This window comes from Mycobacteroides sp. LB1 (assembly GCF_013449725.1).
Taxonomy (GTDB): Bacteria; Actinomycetota; Actinomycetes; order Mycobacteriales; family Mycobacteriaceae; genus Mycobacterium.
The window spans coordinates 37,869-53,629 of record NZ_JACCFF010000001.1 but is presented as its reverse complement, the minus strand read 5'-3'; the positions used below and the strand labels follow the sequence as shown (position 1 = coordinate 53,629).

14 protein-coding genes are annotated in these 15,761 nt (G+C 65.1%); 7 read left to right on the top strand and 7 right to left on the bottom strand.

Features of this window, described 5'->3' with window-relative positions:
* Window positions 1–3 precede the first annotated feature (3 nt).
* Together MLB1_RS00275 and MLB1_RS00270 are read right to left on the bottom strand one after the other, a co-directional pair.
* Window positions 4–735: a TIGR03943 family protein gene (locus MLB1_RS00275; RefSeq protein WP_180747773.1), complete on the bottom strand. Its 732-nt coding sequence runs from the start codon at window positions 733–735 to the stop codon at window positions 4–6.
* Complete coding sequence (locus MLB1_RS00270) at window positions 732–1,721, bottom strand: permease (RefSeq protein ID WP_180747772.1); 990 nt, start codon at window positions 1,719–1,721, stop codon at window positions 732–734. Before MLB1_RS00270 ends, MLB1_RS00275 begins: the two co-directional genes overlap by 4 nt.
* A gap of 58 nt (window positions 1,722–1,779) precedes the next feature.
* On the opposite strand from MLB1_RS00270, the gene MLB1_RS00265 reads away from it, so the two are divergent.
* Complete coding sequence (locus tag MLB1_RS00265; protein ID WP_180747771.1) at window positions 1,780–2,226, top strand: nitroreductase family deazaflavin-dependent oxidoreductase; 447 nt, start codon at window positions 1,780–1,782, stop codon at window positions 2,224–2,226.
* On the opposite strand, the gene MLB1_RS00260 is transcribed toward MLB1_RS00265, so the two are convergent.
* Window positions 2,223–2,594 (bottom strand): MmcQ/YjbR family DNA-binding protein, encoded by a 372-nt coding sequence (locus tag MLB1_RS00260; protein ID WP_180747770.1) that lies wholly within the window; start codon window positions 2,592–2,594, stop codon window positions 2,223–2,225. The genes MLB1_RS00265 and MLB1_RS00260 overlap by 4 nt on opposite strands.
* Before the next feature lie 63 nt (window positions 2,595–2,657).
* Between MLB1_RS00260 and MLB1_RS00255 the strand changes: the two genes are divergently transcribed.
* The 4 genes from MLB1_RS00255 to MLB1_RS00240 all read left to right on the top strand — a co-directional run bounded on the left by MLB1_RS00255 (window position 2,658) and on the right by MLB1_RS00240 (window position 10,641).
* Complete coding sequence (locus MLB1_RS00255) at window positions 2,658–6,029, top strand: transglutaminase family protein (protein ID WP_180749596.1); 3,372 nt, start codon at window positions 2,658–2,660, stop codon at window positions 6,027–6,029.
* A gap of 94 nt (window positions 6,030–6,123) precedes the next feature.
* Window positions 6,124–8,727 (top strand): circularly permuted type 2 ATP-grasp protein, encoded by a 2,604-nt coding sequence (locus tag MLB1_RS00250; protein ID WP_180749595.1) that lies wholly within the window; start codon window positions 6,124–6,126, stop codon window positions 8,725–8,727.
* Window positions 8,727–9,620, top strand: coding sequence for a transglutaminase family protein (locus MLB1_RS00245; RefSeq protein ID WP_180749594.1), 894 nt, complete (start codon window positions 8,727–8,729; stop codon window positions 9,618–9,620). Before MLB1_RS00250 ends, MLB1_RS00245 begins: the two co-directional genes overlap by 1 nt.
* Window positions 9,613–10,641: a putative zinc-binding metallopeptidase gene (locus tag MLB1_RS00240; RefSeq protein ID WP_180747769.1), complete on the top strand. Its 1,029-nt coding sequence runs from the start codon at window positions 9,613–9,615 to the stop codon at window positions 10,639–10,641. The genes MLB1_RS00245 and MLB1_RS00240 overlap by 8 nt, the downstream gene beginning before the upstream one ends.
* Here MLB1_RS00240 and MLB1_RS00235 read toward each other — a convergent pair whose 3' ends face one another.
* Genes MLB1_RS00235 through MLB1_RS00225 form a run of 3 tightly spaced genes read right to left on the bottom strand, consistent with a single transcriptional unit; the run spans window position 10,642 to window position 12,783 of the window.
* Window positions 10,642–10,890, bottom strand: a complete 249-nt coding sequence (locus MLB1_RS00235) for a F0F1 ATP synthase subunit C (RefSeq protein ID WP_180747768.1) — start codon at window positions 10,888–10,890, stop codon at window positions 10,642–10,644. It lies immediately after the preceding gene.
* A complete protein-coding gene (locus MLB1_RS00230) occupies window positions 10,880–12,163 on the bottom strand; it encodes a glycosyltransferase (RefSeq protein WP_180747767.1) in 1,284 nt (427 codons plus the stop codon). The genes MLB1_RS00235 and MLB1_RS00230 overlap by 11 nt, the downstream gene beginning before the upstream one ends.
* The gene (locus MLB1_RS00225) at window positions 12,160–12,783 is read right to left on the bottom strand and encodes a TetR/AcrR family transcriptional regulator (RefSeq protein ID WP_180747766.1); all 624 of its coding nucleotides are present in this window, start codon (window positions 12,781–12,783) and stop codon (window positions 12,160–12,162) included. Before MLB1_RS00225 ends, MLB1_RS00230 begins: the two co-directional genes overlap by 4 nt.
* A gap of 138 nt (window positions 12,784–12,921) precedes the next feature.
* Here MLB1_RS00225 and MLB1_RS00220 point away from each other — a divergent pair, with 138 nt between their 5' ends.
* Window positions 12,922–14,070 (top strand): kinase, encoded by a 1,149-nt coding sequence (locus MLB1_RS00220; RefSeq protein ID WP_180747765.1) that lies wholly within the window; start codon window positions 12,922–12,924, stop codon window positions 14,068–14,070.
* Between the two features lie 143 nt (window positions 14,071–14,213).
* The gene (locus MLB1_RS00215; protein WP_180747764.1) at window positions 14,214–14,663 is read left to right on the top strand and encodes a hypothetical protein; all 450 of its coding nucleotides are present in this window, start codon (window positions 14,214–14,216) and stop codon (window positions 14,661–14,663) included.
* A 57-nt stretch (window positions 14,664–14,720) separates the two neighbouring features.
* On the opposite strand, the gene MLB1_RS00210 is transcribed toward MLB1_RS00215, so the two are convergent.
* Window positions 14,721–15,719, bottom strand: a complete 999-nt coding sequence (locus MLB1_RS00210; protein WP_180747763.1) for a hypothetical protein — start codon at window positions 15,717–15,719, stop codon at window positions 14,721–14,723.
* Window positions 15,720–15,761: the final 42 nt, after the last annotated feature.

The following is a 15,761-nucleotide window of genomic DNA, read 5'->3' as shown; positions in this document are numbered from 1 at the left end:
CGTTCAGTAGGTGTTCTTGGGCGGATCGGTGCGGGTGAGGCCGGTCACCTCGATGACGGGAATCGACGAGGGGCCGCGATAGCTCTGCCCTCCGGGCACCGTCCCGGTCACCGACACCCAGGTGTTCTCCGGCAGCGCCGATGCCGATGCTGCCGCCGGCCCGGTCATCTTCAGCCGTGCCAGCTGGGCGTCCGCCGCGCAACAGACGATGACGATCTTGGCCAGATCGGTGCGCTCACCCTCCTTGAACGTGAACCCGGTGACGGTGATCGTGCGTCCGGTCAGCGTGTCGGAGGATCCGGCAGCAATGCGCATCAGTACTTCGGGCAGCGGCACTGCGGGCGCCGCGCCGGGCGGCAGCGGGGGAAAGGCCCGCCGTGACACGTTGGCGGATCCCGCGATATCCGCCTGTGCGATGGAACGCGGGCTCAGGGCCGGGGGCACGATGAATATCAGCAGAACTATCGGCAGTACCAAAAACCATGTGGCGCCATGCTTGTGGGCGTGATCGCCGTGGCCCTCATGCCCGTGAGCGGCGTCGTCATGATCGGTGTGGCCGTGGCGCACATCTCGGACTATGGCGGCCAGCCCGAGTCCGATCACAATGACCGCCGAGGCGGCAAGCCATGGCAGCAGTCCGGGTTTGACGTAGCGGGTAAACGTTCCCGTCACCGCAATCATCGCCACACTGACCCCCAACAGGATCAGCAGCGTGTTCTCGGTATCGCGCCTCACGAGGTTCCCAGCACTGCCAGGCCGATACCGGTCGCGACGAGCGTGGCCACCACAAAGGTCACGGGAGCGAACCGGGCGGCGAAGGCCCGTCCGAACATTCCCGACTGCATGGCCACGAGCTTGATGTCGACGGCGGGCCCCACCACGAGGAACACCAGCCGGGGGATGAGCGGCATCATGGTGATGCTCGCGGCGACGAAGGCGTCTGCTTCCGAGCACAACGCCAGCACAAAGGCCAGCAGCGCCATGGTCACCACGCCGACCACCAGATTCCCCGCCAGATGCTCGAACACCCAGGCCGGTACCAGTACGTGCAGCGCCGCGGCGGCCACTGCGCCGATTGCCAAGTACGAGGCGGCCTGCAGAAAGTCGTGCCGCGCCGCCTCGGTGAATATCGTCCAGCGGGAAGAGGATTCGGAGTGTGCGGCGGGCAGCTTGCGGGTGACCCAGCTGTCGCGGCCCCACCGTGACCACACCATCCCCATCACCATGGCGGTAAGCAGTGAGGCCACCGCGCGCGCCAGCACCATCTTCGGCTGACCGGGGAAGGCGACGGCGGTGGCGACCAACACCACCGGGTTGATCGCGGGCGCCGACAACATGAACGTGAGCGCGGCCGCACCGACGGAGCCCGGTCCGTACAGCCGGCGGGCGACCGGCACCGAACCGCATTCACATCCGGGCAGCGCGGCACCGCTCACACCCGCCACCGCCACCGCCGCGACGGACCGATTCGGCAGCCACCGTGCCAGCCGTTCCGGGGTAACGAACGTCGCGACCAGTCCACTCACGATCACACCGAGCGCAAGGAACGGGACGGCCTGGACGAACACCCCGCAGAACACGGTCCCGGCCGTCGCCAGCTTTTCGTTGCCGTCGACGACGCCGCGTAACCAGCCTGCTGCCAGGGCCATAGTGATGAGCGCCACCACCAGGATCTCGGTCGAACCGAACCAACGTCGTTCCTGGGAGGCAGCCACCGTCACCCAGCCATCCTGACAGTGCAACCTGAGAAACACGGCGCAGGACTGGCACTCTGGTGAGGTGACCGATGACACCCCTTTTAACCAACTGCCCGCCGCGGTGATCAATGAGTTCAACGACGGCATCACCAAGGAGTTCCACGCGAACGACGGAGAGGTCGGCGGACAGTTCGCCGGCGTGCCGATCCTGCTCCTGACGAACACCGGCGCCAAGAGTGGAAGCAAGCGCCTCAATCCGCTGGCGTACTTCGACATCGACGGAACGATCTACGTCGTCGGCTCGTTCGGCGGCGCCGACAAGAATCCCGCATGGGTGCACAACCTGCGGGTAAATCCACATGCGCATATCGCCATCGGAACCGACGGTTATGACGTGTCAGCCCACGAGCTCTCGCGCGCGGAACGCGACGCGCTGTATCCGAAGGTGGTCGAGCGAGTTCCCGTGTTCGCCGACTACCAGGAGAAAACCGACCGGGCCATCCCGATCTTCGAGCTGCGTCGCCACTAACCGAGGAACTTGCGCGTCAGCGTCTTCGGCGCCTGGCAGAGCCAAGCCTCGGTGATGAGTTCGGTGAGCTCCGGCGCCGCGATGGCGTCCAACCGGGCCAGCACGATGGGGTAGCCGTCGAAATGCGGTGTCGTGAAGTACACGTCCGGTTCGTCGGCGATGAGTGCCAATTTGACGCCCTCATCGCTGACGCGGGCGCCCAGTATGTCGCCGTCGGGGGCCGAATCTCCCAGGGCTGCCAGATCACGCTTGCGCAACGGCCGCTCCCAGACGAACAGCTTCTTGCGGACCTTCCACACCCGCGGCGACGTCTCGACCACGTCGGGGAGCCCCGATACAGTGCCTTCCACGTCATCCCAGGTGGCCACGGTTTCATTGTGCCCCGATCCGTAGGCGATGCGGGTAGCGCCAGGTTGTGGTGGGATCAGCCGATGGGCATCAAGGTGGCGCTGGAGCATCGGACCAGCTACACATTCGACAGACTCGTTCAGGTACACCCGCACGAGATCAGATTGCGTCCGGCTCCGCACACGCGCACACCAATCGAGGCGTACTCGCTACGGATCACGCCCGAGGACCATTTCATCAACTGGCAGCAGGACGCGTTCGGCAATTTCCTTGCGCGCCTGGTGTTCCCGAATAGGACACGGCGGCTGTCCATCACCGTTGGACTTATCGCGGACCTGAAATCCGTCAACCCGTTCGACTTCTTCATCGAGGAGTGGGCCGAACACGTCGGATTCGCATATCCGCCCGCGCTGGCCGCCGATCTGGAGCCCTACCTGAAGCTGGTGGATGAAAAGGAGCCCGGCGCGGGGCCGGGTGAACTCGTACGCGCCTGGGTCGCCAACTTCACCATGGCTCCCGCCACCCACATCATTGACTACCTGGTCACGCTCAACCAGGCGCTATACGCGGACGTCGGCTACGCGGTCCGAATGGAACCCGGCGTCCAGAGCCCGGACACCACGCTGGCGGTGGGTATCGGCTCCTGTCGGGACACCGCCTGGCTGCTGGTATCCATCCTGCGGCAAAAAGGGCTCGCCGCCCGCTTTGTATCCGGGTACTTGGTCCAGTTGACCTCGGATATCGCCGCGATCGACGGCCCCTCCGGACCGGTCGCCGACTTCACCGATCTGCATGCCTGGGCCGAGGTGTACCTTCCCGGCGCCGGATGGGTAGGCCTGGACCCCACATCCGGACTGCTCGCGGGAGAGGGGCATATTCCGCTCTCGGCAACCCCACATCCATCGACATCCGCCGCCATCTCCGGTGCCACCGACAAATGCGAGTCCACCCTCGACTTCTCCAATACCGTCACCCGTGTCCACGAAGATCCCCGAGTCACGTTGCCGTACACGGCATCGACATGGGAGGCCGTCACCACACTGGGTGCACAGATCGACACCCGGCTCGATGAAGCCGCGGTAGGGCTCACTATGGGTGGCGAGCCGACCTTCGTGTCGATCGACGACCAGGTGTCCGAGGAATGGACAACGGCGGCCGATGGAAGTCACAAGCGTGAACGGGCAGGCGACCTCGCCGCCCGTCTGAAAGCTGCCTGGGCGCCAACGGGTTTGATGCAGCGAAGCCAGGGCAAGTGGTACCCCGGTGAGCCACTGCCGCGGTGGCAGATCGGTTTGTACTGGCGCCGCGATGGCCGGCCGTTGTGGTCGGACCCCGACCTGCTTGCCGACCCGTGGGCCGCTGAGGAGGCGCCGTTCGCACCGGAGGGCGCCGATCGTGCCCTGCTGCTTGCCCTCGCGCACGATCTGGGGCTGCCCGAGACCCAAGTGCGGGCGGCATACGAGGATCCGCTGAGTCGACTTGCCGCTTCGGTTCGGCGGCCCGCAGGTGATCCGGTGGAGGCTGGCGATGATCCGGCACCGCAAGAGGATTCGGCGGAATGGCGATCAGATTTGGTGAACCGCCTGGACGAGCCGGTGACCCGGCCGGCCGCCCACGTCCTACCGCTGCACCGCAGCGAGGAGGACAACGGCTGGGCCAGTGCAGACTGGAGACTACGGCGCGGCCGTATCGTTCTGACCGAGGGAAAATCGCCGGCGGGACTGCGGCTCCCGCTGGGTGCCATCTCCTGGGAGCCGCCACCGCACATGCCCGAAGCGGATCCGATCAGCGTCTCAGCCGAGCTCGGCGCACAACGCTCCGAAACGGCCGCCACTGTGGTGTCGGCGGACGGGGCGCCCCCTACTGCCGTGGTAGCGGAAATCCGCAAGGGGCTGCTGTATCTCTTCCTGCCGCCACTGGAGAGCCTCGACGACTTCGTAGACCTCATCGCGCGCGTCGAGGCGGCGGTGACCTGCCCGCTGGTCATCGAAGGCTATGGGCCACCGCCGGACCCGCGGCTGGAATCCATGAGCATCACACCCGATCCGGGCGTCATCGAGGTCAACGTGACCCCCACCGGCAGTTTCGCCGAACAGTCCCGCCAGCTTCAGGTGCTGTACGAGGAGGCGCGCAAGGCGCGATTGACCACCGAGTCGTTCGACTTCGACGGCACCCATACCGGGACCGGCGGAGGCAACCACATCACACTCGGAGGGCGCACACCGGCGTCATCGCCGCTACTGCGCCGCCCCGATCTGCTGGTCTCGTTTCTCACCTATTGGCAACATCATCCGGCGCTGTCGTATCTATTCTCCGGAAGGTTCGTCGGCACCACCTCGCAGGCTCCTCGTGTGGACGAAGGACGCGAGGACGCGTTGTACGAGTTGGAGATTGCCTTCGCCGAGATCGAGCGGCTGACGAACCTGGAGGAAGGCGCTGCGGATGAGGGCCGCTCCGCGAGCGGCGCTCCGGATGATGATCGCTCCGCGAGCGTCGCTCCGTGGATCACCGATAGGGCGTTGCGGCATCTGCTCACCGACATCACGGGGAACACCCACCGCGCGGAGTTCTGCATCGACAAGCTGTACAGCCCCGATAGCGCCCGCGGACGTCTCGGCTTGCTGGAGCTTCGCGGATTCGAGATGCCCCCGCATTTTCAGATGGCGATGGTGCAATCGCTGCTGGTGCGCGCACTGGTGGCCCGTTTCTGGGAACAGCCACTGCAGGCGCCACTGATCCGCCACGGTGCCAACTTGCACGGCCGTTACTTGTTGCCGCACTTCATTATTCATGACATTGCCCAAGTCGCCGCGGATCTACGCGCGCATGGAATCGCCTTCGAGACCAGCTGGCTGGATCCGTTCACCGAGTTCCGGTTCCCGCGGATCGGCACCGCGGTGTTCGAGGGTATCGAGATCGAGCTGCGTGGAGCCATCGAACCGTGGCGGGTGCTGGGGGAGGAGGCCACCGCCGGAGGCGCCGCGCGATACGTGGACTCGTCCATCGAACGTGTGCAGGTTCGGGTCATCGGAGCGGATCGCTCCCGGTACGTCGTCACCTGCAACGGCGAACCCATCCCGTTGCTCTCGACAACCAACCCGGATGTACAGGTGGCCGGTGTTCGGTACCGGGCCTGGCAGCCGCCGAGCGCGCTGCACCCCAGCATCACCGTCGACGATCCACTGCGCTTCGAGCTCATCGACACCGCCAACGCGCTGTCTCGTGGCGGCTGCACGTACCACGTATCGCACCCGGGCGGCCTGGCCTATGACGACCCACCTGTCAACGCGGTGGCCGCCGAGTCGCGGCGCGGTCGGCGTTTCGATGCCACCGGTTACACCACCGGGCGGGTCGATTTGTCAGACTTGCGCGAGAAACAAGCCCGCATGTCCACCGATGCCGTAGCGCCCGGCATCCTGGACCTGCGCCGCGCGAGAACCGTGGGGCGCAGATAGGACTAGATAAGCAACGGGAAGGAAGGTACGGCCGGTGGCAGCACCTGCTCAGGGAGCTCCCGTCGGCCCCGGCTTCCCCATGAACGAGAACCCGTTGATATCGCAGTACCGGAGCGCTCGGGCCCAGGGCGCGCTGTTCGAGGTCGGACGGCGGGGCAGCCCGGCAGGCTACGACGAGTTCCTGGCGCCTGACGGCACCGTGCGCCCGGCCTGGGCCGACCTGGCCGATGCCATCACACAACGCGGCCGCCCCGGTTTGGACCGGCTACTGGATCGTGTGCGCACGCTCGTCGACACCGACGGCATCACCTATATGGACCCCAGCCGCAGCCCTGGATCTCCGCCCGCGCCCGATGCGCCCACTCATCCAGTGCCGTGGCGTCTGGACGGGCTGCCGCTGCTCATTGATCCCGGCGACTGGAACGCCCTGGAGGTTGGTCTCACCCAGCGGGCCATGCTGCTGGATGCCATTCTGAGCGACCTGTACGGTCCGCAGGAGTTGATCAGGTCCGGTGCGCTGCCACCGCAGCTGCTCTTCGCGCACCCCGGATATGTGCGTGCCGCACACGGCATGGCCCTGCCGGGACGACACCAGCTCTTTCTGCTCGGATGCGATATCAGCCGCACCGGCACCGGAGACTTCTGGGTGAACGCCGACTGGACGCAGGCGCCATCGGGCGCCGGCTATGCGATCGCGGACCGTCGGGTGGTTGCGCACGCCGCCCCCGATTTGTACGAGAAGGTGGCACCAAGGCCGACGTCTCCCTTCGCGCAGACGCTGCGATTGGCACTCATCGATGTCGCGCCCGAGTCGGTCGAAGACCCGGTCGTGGTGGTGCTCAGTCCCGGCATCCATTCGGAGACGTCCTTCGACCAGGCCTACCTGGCATCGGTTCTGGGATTTCCGTTGGTCGAGTCCGCGGATCTGGTGGTACGCGATGGCAAGCTGTGGATGCGATCGCTGGGCACTCTGCGGCGGGTGGATGTGGTGCTGCGCCGTGTGGACGCCGCCTACTCCGATCCGCTGGATCTGCGGGCCGATTCGCGGTTGGGGGTCGTCGGCCTGGTCGAGGTGCTCCGCCGGGGCGCCGTGACCGTCGTCAACTCGCTGGGTAGCGGGATACTGGAAAATCCTGGCCTCGCCCGTTTCCTGCCAGAACTGTCATACCGACTGCTCGACGAGCCACTCGGGTTGTCCGGCGGCGAGACCTGGTGGGGCGGTATCGACACGGAGCGCTCGCACCTACTCGCGAACCTGAGCTCACTTCTTGTCAAATCGACAGTGGGGGAAGAGGTTCACACCGGTCCCCTCCAGTCCGCACAGGCGTTGGAGACATTGCGGGCGCGGATCGAGGCGGCGCCCTGGCGGTGGATCGGTCAAGACCTGCCCGAGTTGTCGGTGGCCCCCACCTACCTGCGACCCGGCACGCTCACTGCCGCGCCGATCGGTATGCGTCTGTTTACAGTTGCGCAGCGCGGCGGGTACGCGCCGATGATCGGTGGCCTCGGCTACGTGACCGCTTCCGGATACTCCGGCTCGACTCTCAATAGTTTTGCTGCCAAAGATATTTGGGTTCAGCAGCCGGATCGCGACCAGACCGAGCGGGCACTGACGGTCGCGCCGGTGGACCTGCCCGCCGGACGATTGCCGGAGTCCGATGCGGTCAGCTCACCGCGTGTGCTGTCGGATCTGTTCTGGTTGGGTCGATACGGAGAGCGTGCCGAGAATCTGGTCCGGCTGCTGGCCGTTACCCGGGAACGCTTCCACGAGTACCGGTATCGGCAGTTCATGGAGGCCAGCGAATGCGTCCCGGCACTGCTTAAGGCGCTCGGTGATATCACCGGCACCGACACCGAATCCGGCGATCTGAGCACGCATGTGTGGTCCTTGACCGTGGACAAGGAACGGGCAGGCTCGTTGGCGCAGGCGGTGGAGCGGCTCGGTCTGGCCGCCCGTGCCGTCCGCGACCAGATGTCCAACGACACCTGGATGGTGCTCGGCGGCATGGACCGAGCCATCGTCGCGGCAGCGGCCGAATACGACGAGTACACCCGGTCCGGCGGCGGGCAGAGTCGGGCCGATGACACAGTGCTCGCCGCCACCCAAACCCAGGTACTGGCAGGGCTTCTCGCCCTAGCGGGCCTGGCCGCGGAGTCGACGGTTCACGATATCGGCTGGACCATGATGGACATCGGCAAGCGCATCGAACGCGGCCTCGGCCTGACTGCGCTACTTCGGTCCACCCTCACGACGGTCCGTGGGCGTGCGGCCGAGCAGTCGGTCACCGAATCCACCCTGGTGGCCTGTGAGTCCTCGGTGATGTACCGCCGCCGTACTCGGGGCAAGATAAGCCTGGTGGCCGTCGCTGATCTGCTGTTGTTCGACGCCGATAACCCCAGATCGCTCCTGTATCAAGTCGAGTCGTTACGAAATGACCTCAAGTCGCTGCCCAGCGCCTCGGGAACCTCGCGGCCTGAGCGCCTGGTGGAGGATCTGGTGACACAGCTGCGGCGGCTCGACCCGGCCGATCTCGACACCGCTGGTGAGCAGGGGCAGCGAGACGCACTCGCCGAAACTCTCGATAACGTCCATCAGGTGTTACGCGAGCTGTCGTCCGTGATCACCGCGACTCACCTGTCCATGCCGACCGGTATGCAACCGTTGTGGGGTCCCGACACCGGACGGCGGCTGCCGTGATGCGCTATCAGGTGACGCACCGCACCCTCTACAAGTACTCCGACGATGTCACGAGCTCGTACGGGCGCGGCTACCTCACGCCGCGTGACACCGATTGGCAGCACTGCGAATCGCATGAATTGATCGTGGAACCGGAACCCTCGGACAGTTCCACCGGCAGGGACCTTTACGGGAACCTCAGCTCCTACTTCCACGTCACAGCGCCGCACCGCGAGCTCAGCGTGACCGCCCGCGCGGTCGTCGATGTCGGCACCCCGCCGTCGCCCGGAGCGGGTTGGGAACAGGCATGGGAGCTGGCCCGCCCGGCGGACGGGGGATCGTCAGGTGCCGGTGCGCTCGCCACCGAGTTCGTGCTGGACTTGGTGCCGCCGGAGATTACCGACGAGGTACGCGCCTACGCCGCAGTGAGTTTCACCGCAGGGCGGCCCCTCGGAGAGGCCGTCGTCGATTTGATGGGCCGGATATACCGCGATTTCCAATATCGGTCGGGGTCGACCACCATTTCCACCAAGGTCAGCGAGGTCTTCGCAGCAGGGGAGGGCGTGTGCCAGGACTTCGCCCGCATCGCGGCGACGGCACTGCGTACGCAGGGGCTCGCGGCGCGCTACGTATCCGGCTATCTGGCAACCAATCCGCCGCCCGGACAGCCTCGGCTCGTCGGCTCTGACGCCACCCATGCCTGGGCGGCGGTGTGGGTGCCGCCGGACGGCTGGGTCGCCTTCGACCCGACGAACGACACGATCATCGACGAGCGGTATGTCACCGTCGGGTGGGGACGCGACTACGCCGACGTGCCGCCCTTGCGCGGCATTATCTACACCGATTCGGACAGCAGCACCATCAAGGTGTCGGTGGATGTCGCTCCCTGTGAGGACAGCCCCGCTCATGCGTGACTTCACGTGCCCGCAATGCGGCCAACACCTGGCGTTCGAGAACTCCGTATGTCTGTCATGCGGTAGCCGTGTCGGGTTCTCCCTCGACGCATCGGCGCTACTCGTCATCGCCGATGACTCCGGCCCTGGATTCGTCGATGCCGACAGTCATCAGCTGTGTGCGAACCTGCATGTGGCCGAATGTAATTGGCTGGTCAACGGCTTGGGATCGGCGACGTTGTGTGCCTCCTGTGTGCTCACCCGCACTCGCCCCGGCGATAGCGATGACACCGCGTTACCGGCGTTCGCCGAGGCCGAGCGGGCCAAGCGACGCCTGCTCGCCGAGCTCGCCGAGCTGCGGCTACCGGTCACCGGGCGCGACGTCGACCCCGAATTCGGGCTGGCCTTCGATCTGCTTTCCAGCCAACAGAAGCAGGTGGTCACGGGCCATCAAAACGGGGTGATCACGTTGGATCTCGCCGAAGGTGATGATGTCCACCGCGAGCAGCTCCGCATCTCTATGGATGAGCCGTACCGCACATTGCTCGGACATTTTCGCCACGAGATCGGGCATTACTTCTATTACCGCCTCGTTGGAACCTCGCCGGACTATGCCGACAGGTTCCGGGGTCTGTTCGGCGATCCGGACGCCGACTACCAGGAGGCGCTCGACCGTCACTACCAGCAGGGCGCACCGGAAGGATGGGAGGCGAACTTCGTCTCGTCCTATGCGAGCATGCATCCCGCCGAAGACTGGTCGGAGACCTTCGCTCATTACCTGCATATCCGCGATACCTTGGACACCGCCGCGTCCTTCGCCTTGGCACCCGCCGGAGGCACCTTCGATCGCAGGGTTCTGGGCCCCAGCGGATTCGATACCATTATCGAGATGTGGCTGCCACTGGCATGGTCGCTCAACATGGTCAACCGCTCCATGGGACGCGACGATCTGTATCCGTTTGTACTACCCGGCCCGGTGCTGGAGAAGATGCGCCTGATCCACGAGATCGTCACGGGCGCGGGGGCCGCCGAGGGCGGGTGACTACCCGCCGGGTGTGGCGAATACGAACAGGGCCATGAACGCCACATTGATGAAGAAGGTCGCCTCCACCAGGCTGACGGTCATGAAAAACGGTGTGAACAAACGGTTCTGCGATTCGGGTTGACGGGCTACGCCGGCGATGAGCTGTGCCCCGGCCATACCGTCGCCGATACCCGCGCCGATGGCGCCGCCTGCCAACGTGATCGAGCCGGCTAGCAGCGCGTTGCCCATGAGGAGTTCAGTGGCCATGATGTGCACCTTTCGTCGTCGTGGTTTCCAGTAGTGCGGCGATGATGTCCGTCGCCGCCCCAGCACCGTCCTCGTCACGAATCAGCCGTGAGAGACGTTGGGCTTCTTGGCGGTACCGAGTCTCGGTGATCACGTTGGTGATGGATGCGGAGAGTTCTTCGGCCCGTAGCGATGTACGCGGAAGCGGGGCGCAGGCGGCGCCGAGTCGAGACAAGCGGTCGGCCCAGAAGGGTTGGTCCATGATGCCCGGCACCGGAATCGAGGGGACCCCCGCGCGTAACGCGGCCGCGGTCGTTCCCGCACCGCAGTGGTGGACAACGGCGGCCATCCGCGGAAACAGCCACGAATGCGGAACGTCGTCGACAGTGATGACATCGTCGCCCCCGCAGGAGAGGCCGGCCCACCCACGCTGCACCACTGCCCGCACCCCGGCGCGACGGATCGCGGTGGTGATCGTCTCCGACAACTCGCGACCCTTTGACGTGGCGGTACTACCGAAACCAATGAAGACCGGAGCGGGACCATTGTCGATGAACTCGGCCAGTTCTTGTGGTGGTAGCCAGGTTTCGTCGTCGGCGGGCCACCAGTAGCCGCTGAGGTGCCAGTGCGCTCGCCAATCGCGGGGGCGTGCGACGAGATGGCGGCTGTAGCCGTGCACGATGGGCCAGCGCTTCGCGCGGGCATCCCGATAGCGGCGCTGCGGTGACGGAGCCAGCCCCAGGTTGTGGCGGAGATCGTCGATGAGTGGGGTGTAGATCCGTTCCCCCCACGCGGCGAGGCGCCACACCAGCCGGTTACCGCTACCGCCGAAGGAACGGATGGTGAGCGGCGGTGGCGCGAAATCGGCAGTTGGGCAGGCTGGTTGAAGTGATAGCCCCGCGCTCGGTATGCCGAGTGCTTCGGCGACGTGGTATCCCAGCAAGGTGCCGACGGGGCCTTCGGCGAGCAGCACGTCGGCATCCTGGGCTGTTGCGGCCATCGCCTCTCCGACTCCCGCGAGTCCGGTGCGCATCTCGTCGAGAGCTGCCCGCGAGGGCCGCATGCGTGCGCCGTCCACAAGTGCCTGACCATGCTCGGAATCTCGGGTGGCCGCCTCGGTGTCGCCGGGCAGTGTTCGGAATTCCAGCCCGGAGGCACGCACCGCGTGTGCATACGGACCTTGTGCGGCAATGACCACATGGGCGGATAGATTGTTGCGCAGACGGATTCCCAGCCCTGTCAGGGGTGCCACGTCTCCGCGGGTGCCGTATGCGGTGATCACGATGGTGGTCATGACGTGGCTCCGACGGCTCTTGTGAAGATGTCGACCAGCTGTTCTCCGTAGCCGATTGCGTCGTAGTCGGGGTCGCGCCCGAGCTCCCACACGACACCGTCCAGTGCGGCTCGCAGGGCATTTTTCATAAACGGGGGTGAGACCGGTTGGAATTCGCCGCTGGCGACGCCCTCGGTGAAGATGGCCTCGGGATCCATCGCGGCGAATTCGGCGGGGGGAGCGGTGCCGGCGGCGGCCTGGTCGAAGCGGAGGCCATCCTGACTGCGGTAGCCGCAGATAATTTCCAGTAGGGCTATCGCTGCCACTCGATTGCTCACCACGAACTCGATGTTGGCTCTGATGTAGGCCGTCAGGCGTCCGGTAGCGGTTGACTCGGCCTGCACCGCGGGAACCATCACGGTCGCGGCTCGGGTGAAGGCCTCGGCCATCACGGATTCGATGACGTCCGTTTTCGACGTGAAGTGATACAGCACCGCGCTCTTGGCGACTCCCACATGCTCGGCGATCTTCGACAGGGATGTCTGCGGATAGCCCGCGTCGGCCAGCACCTCAATGGCGCCCGCCACTATCTGTGTCCGCCGCGCTCGTTCCGTGAAGGTCAGCGCCTTTTTAGACCGCATGGTCTTAAATTAGACCGATCGGTCAGGAAAGGCAAGCGTGACTATCGCAATGCCGACTGGCAAATACGGCGGTGCGGATGCCGCTAAGACTGTGGGCCGCCCCACAGTCTTAGAAAGACGGGGTATGGTGAGACGGTAATGACGACACTATTGGCAGACCCCGTCGCGCAGGTTATCGCCACCGCCGAGGGGTTGCTCTCTAGGCGGGCGGGCGCAACGGTAACGCTGGCCGAACCGGAGGATCTCGGTGGCAGCGGCCCCGCGATCGTCATCCGGGTTCGCGCGGTGCAGAACCCATTCGCGTTGCCGAAGTCCATGGTGATCAAGCAGGTCCCCGAGGGCGGATCCGATGCTTCGGTGCTTCGCGAGGTGGTGTCGTATCAGTTCGCAAATTCGTTGACGGCCAAGCATCGGCCCGGGCCGGAGCTGGTTGCCTATGACATCGCCGAGCGCCTCATCGTGCTCACCGATCTGGGCGCCGCCCCGACCATGGCCGAGCTGCTCGCGGAGCGCAATCGTGCTGCCATAAACCATGCGCTGATGGCGTGGGCGCAGGCCCTGGGGCGTATGCACGTCGCCACGGTGGGCCGTGAAGGCGACTTTGCTGCGTTGTTGCGGCGCATCGATGTCAAGAAGACGGATGTCGACCCCGCGCAGCAGCGCGTCGGCGGGTCCGAAGCCATCGCGCCATTGCTGCAGATTTTGAGAAGCGAGTACTCGCTCGACGTCTCAAAGACGCTGGTTTCTCGGATACAGCAAACAGCCGTACTTTTCGAGAAGGGTGGCGTTCGAGCCTTCAGTCCCTCCGAAGTGGCCCCCGACAACATCCTGGTCACCGAGCATGGCGTCCGAATCCTCGACTACGAATGGGGCGGATTCCGCGATATCGTGCTGGACATCGCCCACGCACTTACCGTCTATCCGGAGTTCCTCGGCGCCGCCGACCGCGAGGAAGTCGCCGAGCTCGACGATGCGATGACCGAAGCCTGGCGATCCGATGTTGCCTCGATCGCGCCTGCCTTGGCCGATGACGACACCCTCGCGCGACGCATTCTGGATGCACGGCTGACATGGGTGTGGCTTGCCACCCATGAGTACTTCACTCTCGATGTCGACCTCGACGATGACACGGTCGTCTTCGGCAATCCCGCACCCAGCCATACCGCGCTGCTCGGGCGATGGATCGGATTACACGCCGCGGCTGAGCGCGTGGGCGATCGGGGCGTGGCCGCCCACGCCGCAGATGTCATCGCAGGGCTACGCGGCGAAACCGCCGCAGGCAGCTAGGTCAACGAGGGGGGCTCGGCCTTGCCGGGCACCTCGAGGATTGCTACTTTCTGCGAATGGGCAGTCGGCGGGAGCTTGGCATACGCCGTTTCGGTTTGCGTGGCCGCCGGCCGAGGAACACTGAGATCAGAACGGCAGTAGATGTGGTATTCGCTGCCGCGCCGGCAGGGGCATCCTCGTTGCTATCGCTGGTCGACATGTGGGGACTGCGGCGCGGAAGACCGATCACGGTCGAGGACGAGCTGCTGCCCGCAGGGGTTTTTGGGCAGTGGTTATCGTTTCCGGACCGCGACGTGTTGAAGGTCCGGCCAGACGGCTTATCGCGAGAGCGGACTATCGCTCACGAACTTGGCCACATGGTCCTCGGTCACCGGGGGCAAGCGATCACCGACTACGCGACAGCGCATATGGAGGCGGCTTCGCCTGGCTTGGTCGCTCTCGTACTGCAGCGATCGTGCGGCGAGACCCACGGATGGCCCCACGAGGAAATCGCTGCGGAACAGTTTGCAAGTTTGCTTTTGCGCCGTCTGGAACGCGCGGGTGCGGGCGCAGAGATGTTGTCGCGGTACCGTATTGACGAGACGCTCTGCTGACCTCGGCTTGGTTTGGCGCTTTATTCGGTCGCCGATTGGTTCGTGCCTTGTAAGTATCTACCGGCTCACGGCGAGCTGAGATCCGCCGGGGTGAAATGCATCGGCCAGCACGCGGATCCACTCGGAATTCGTCAATGGTGTTGGAGCTTGAAGCCACGAGGCGCTTATCCCCAATGGGGATTGGCCCTTTATCCAATCAATAGCAGCCTGAACATGTTTCGTGCGATCGTGCGGTGGAGCAGCGTTCTCTAGAGGGAGATCCCGGTACTGTGCCATCAGGCTCAGGCCATCCTGAATTTGACCGATCCACTCCGGTACTAGGTCTGTCAGCCTCACCGCAAACGGCTGCGGCGGAACTAAACCCGGAAACAGTTCGATCAGCGCATCACGCAGGGGTCGCAGCCGGCGCAGTTCGCGGCGCGCCTGGTAATGCAGGGCAAGAGGCGGCCACGTCAAGGCGGAAATGGCGAGCACAGCCCCGGCCGTGACGGCGCTCGTCTGCACAGTGAGACCGCACCATGCTGGCGGCGGATGTCCGTACCACTGGAACAGCTCAGCGCAGATACCCCGAGTCACCACCGCGATCGCCACCGCACTACCCGCAGCGCCAAGTAGTCCCAATCCTCGCCCAGCCGGCGTGCGGTCTATCCGCCACACCGCGAGCAAAGCAAGATGGGTTAACACTCCGGCGGCGAATATATGGCCGATAAGGGTGGCTGCCAAAAGGCTCAACGAGTCACGGCGCGGCTCCGTCAGATAAGTGAAGAAGTCGCCTCCACCCGGCGTCGATACCGCAGAACCGGTTAATGCCGCAACTGCCGCTAACGTGATCGCCGCTCCCACAACAAGTCTCTGGATTTTCTTGCGGCGAGTCACGTGATCGGCTTGACCGCATGCCTCGATCACGAGCACCCATGCGCTGGCCGACGCCACGACACCAATTCCCCCTGCGGCGTGAAAGGCTTGTATCTGCGGCGGTAACTTGCCCCATATTGGCTCGATATCGCACAGTGCCCACGGCCATATGGACACGGCAAAAATCGCACCCGCGGCCAAAGGCAGTGACGGTCGATCCGTCCACCATCGCCAGCCTCGGTA

Bases quoted from the DNA above. Each gene is read 5' to 3' on its own strand.
- MLB1_RS00255 (WP_180749596.1), top strand. From the start codon at position 2,658: ATGGGCATCAAGGTGGCGCTGGAGCATCGGACCAGCTACACATTCGAC.
- MLB1_RS00245 (WP_180749594.1), top strand. From the start codon at position 8,727: ATGCGCTATCAGGTGACGCACCGCACCCTCTACAAGTACTCCGACGAT.
- MLB1_RS00240 (WP_180747769.1), top strand. From the start codon at position 9,613: ATGCGTGACTTCACGTGCCCGCAATGCGGCCAACACCTGGCGTTCGAG.
- MLB1_RS00235 (WP_180747768.1), bottom strand. From the start codon at position 10,890: ATGGCCACTGAACTCCTCATGGGCAACGCGCTGCTAGCCGGCTCGATC.
- MLB1_RS00230 (WP_180747767.1), bottom strand. From the start codon at position 12,163: ATGACCACCATCGTGATCACCGCATACGGCACCCGCGGAGACGTGGCA.
- MLB1_RS00225 (WP_180747766.1), bottom strand. From the start codon at position 12,783: ATGCGGTCTAAAAAGGCGCTGACCTTCACGGAACGAGCGCGGCGGACA.
- MLB1_RS00220 (WP_180747765.1), top strand. From the start codon at position 12,922: ATGACGACACTATTGGCAGACCCCGTCGCGCAGGTTATCGCCACCGCC.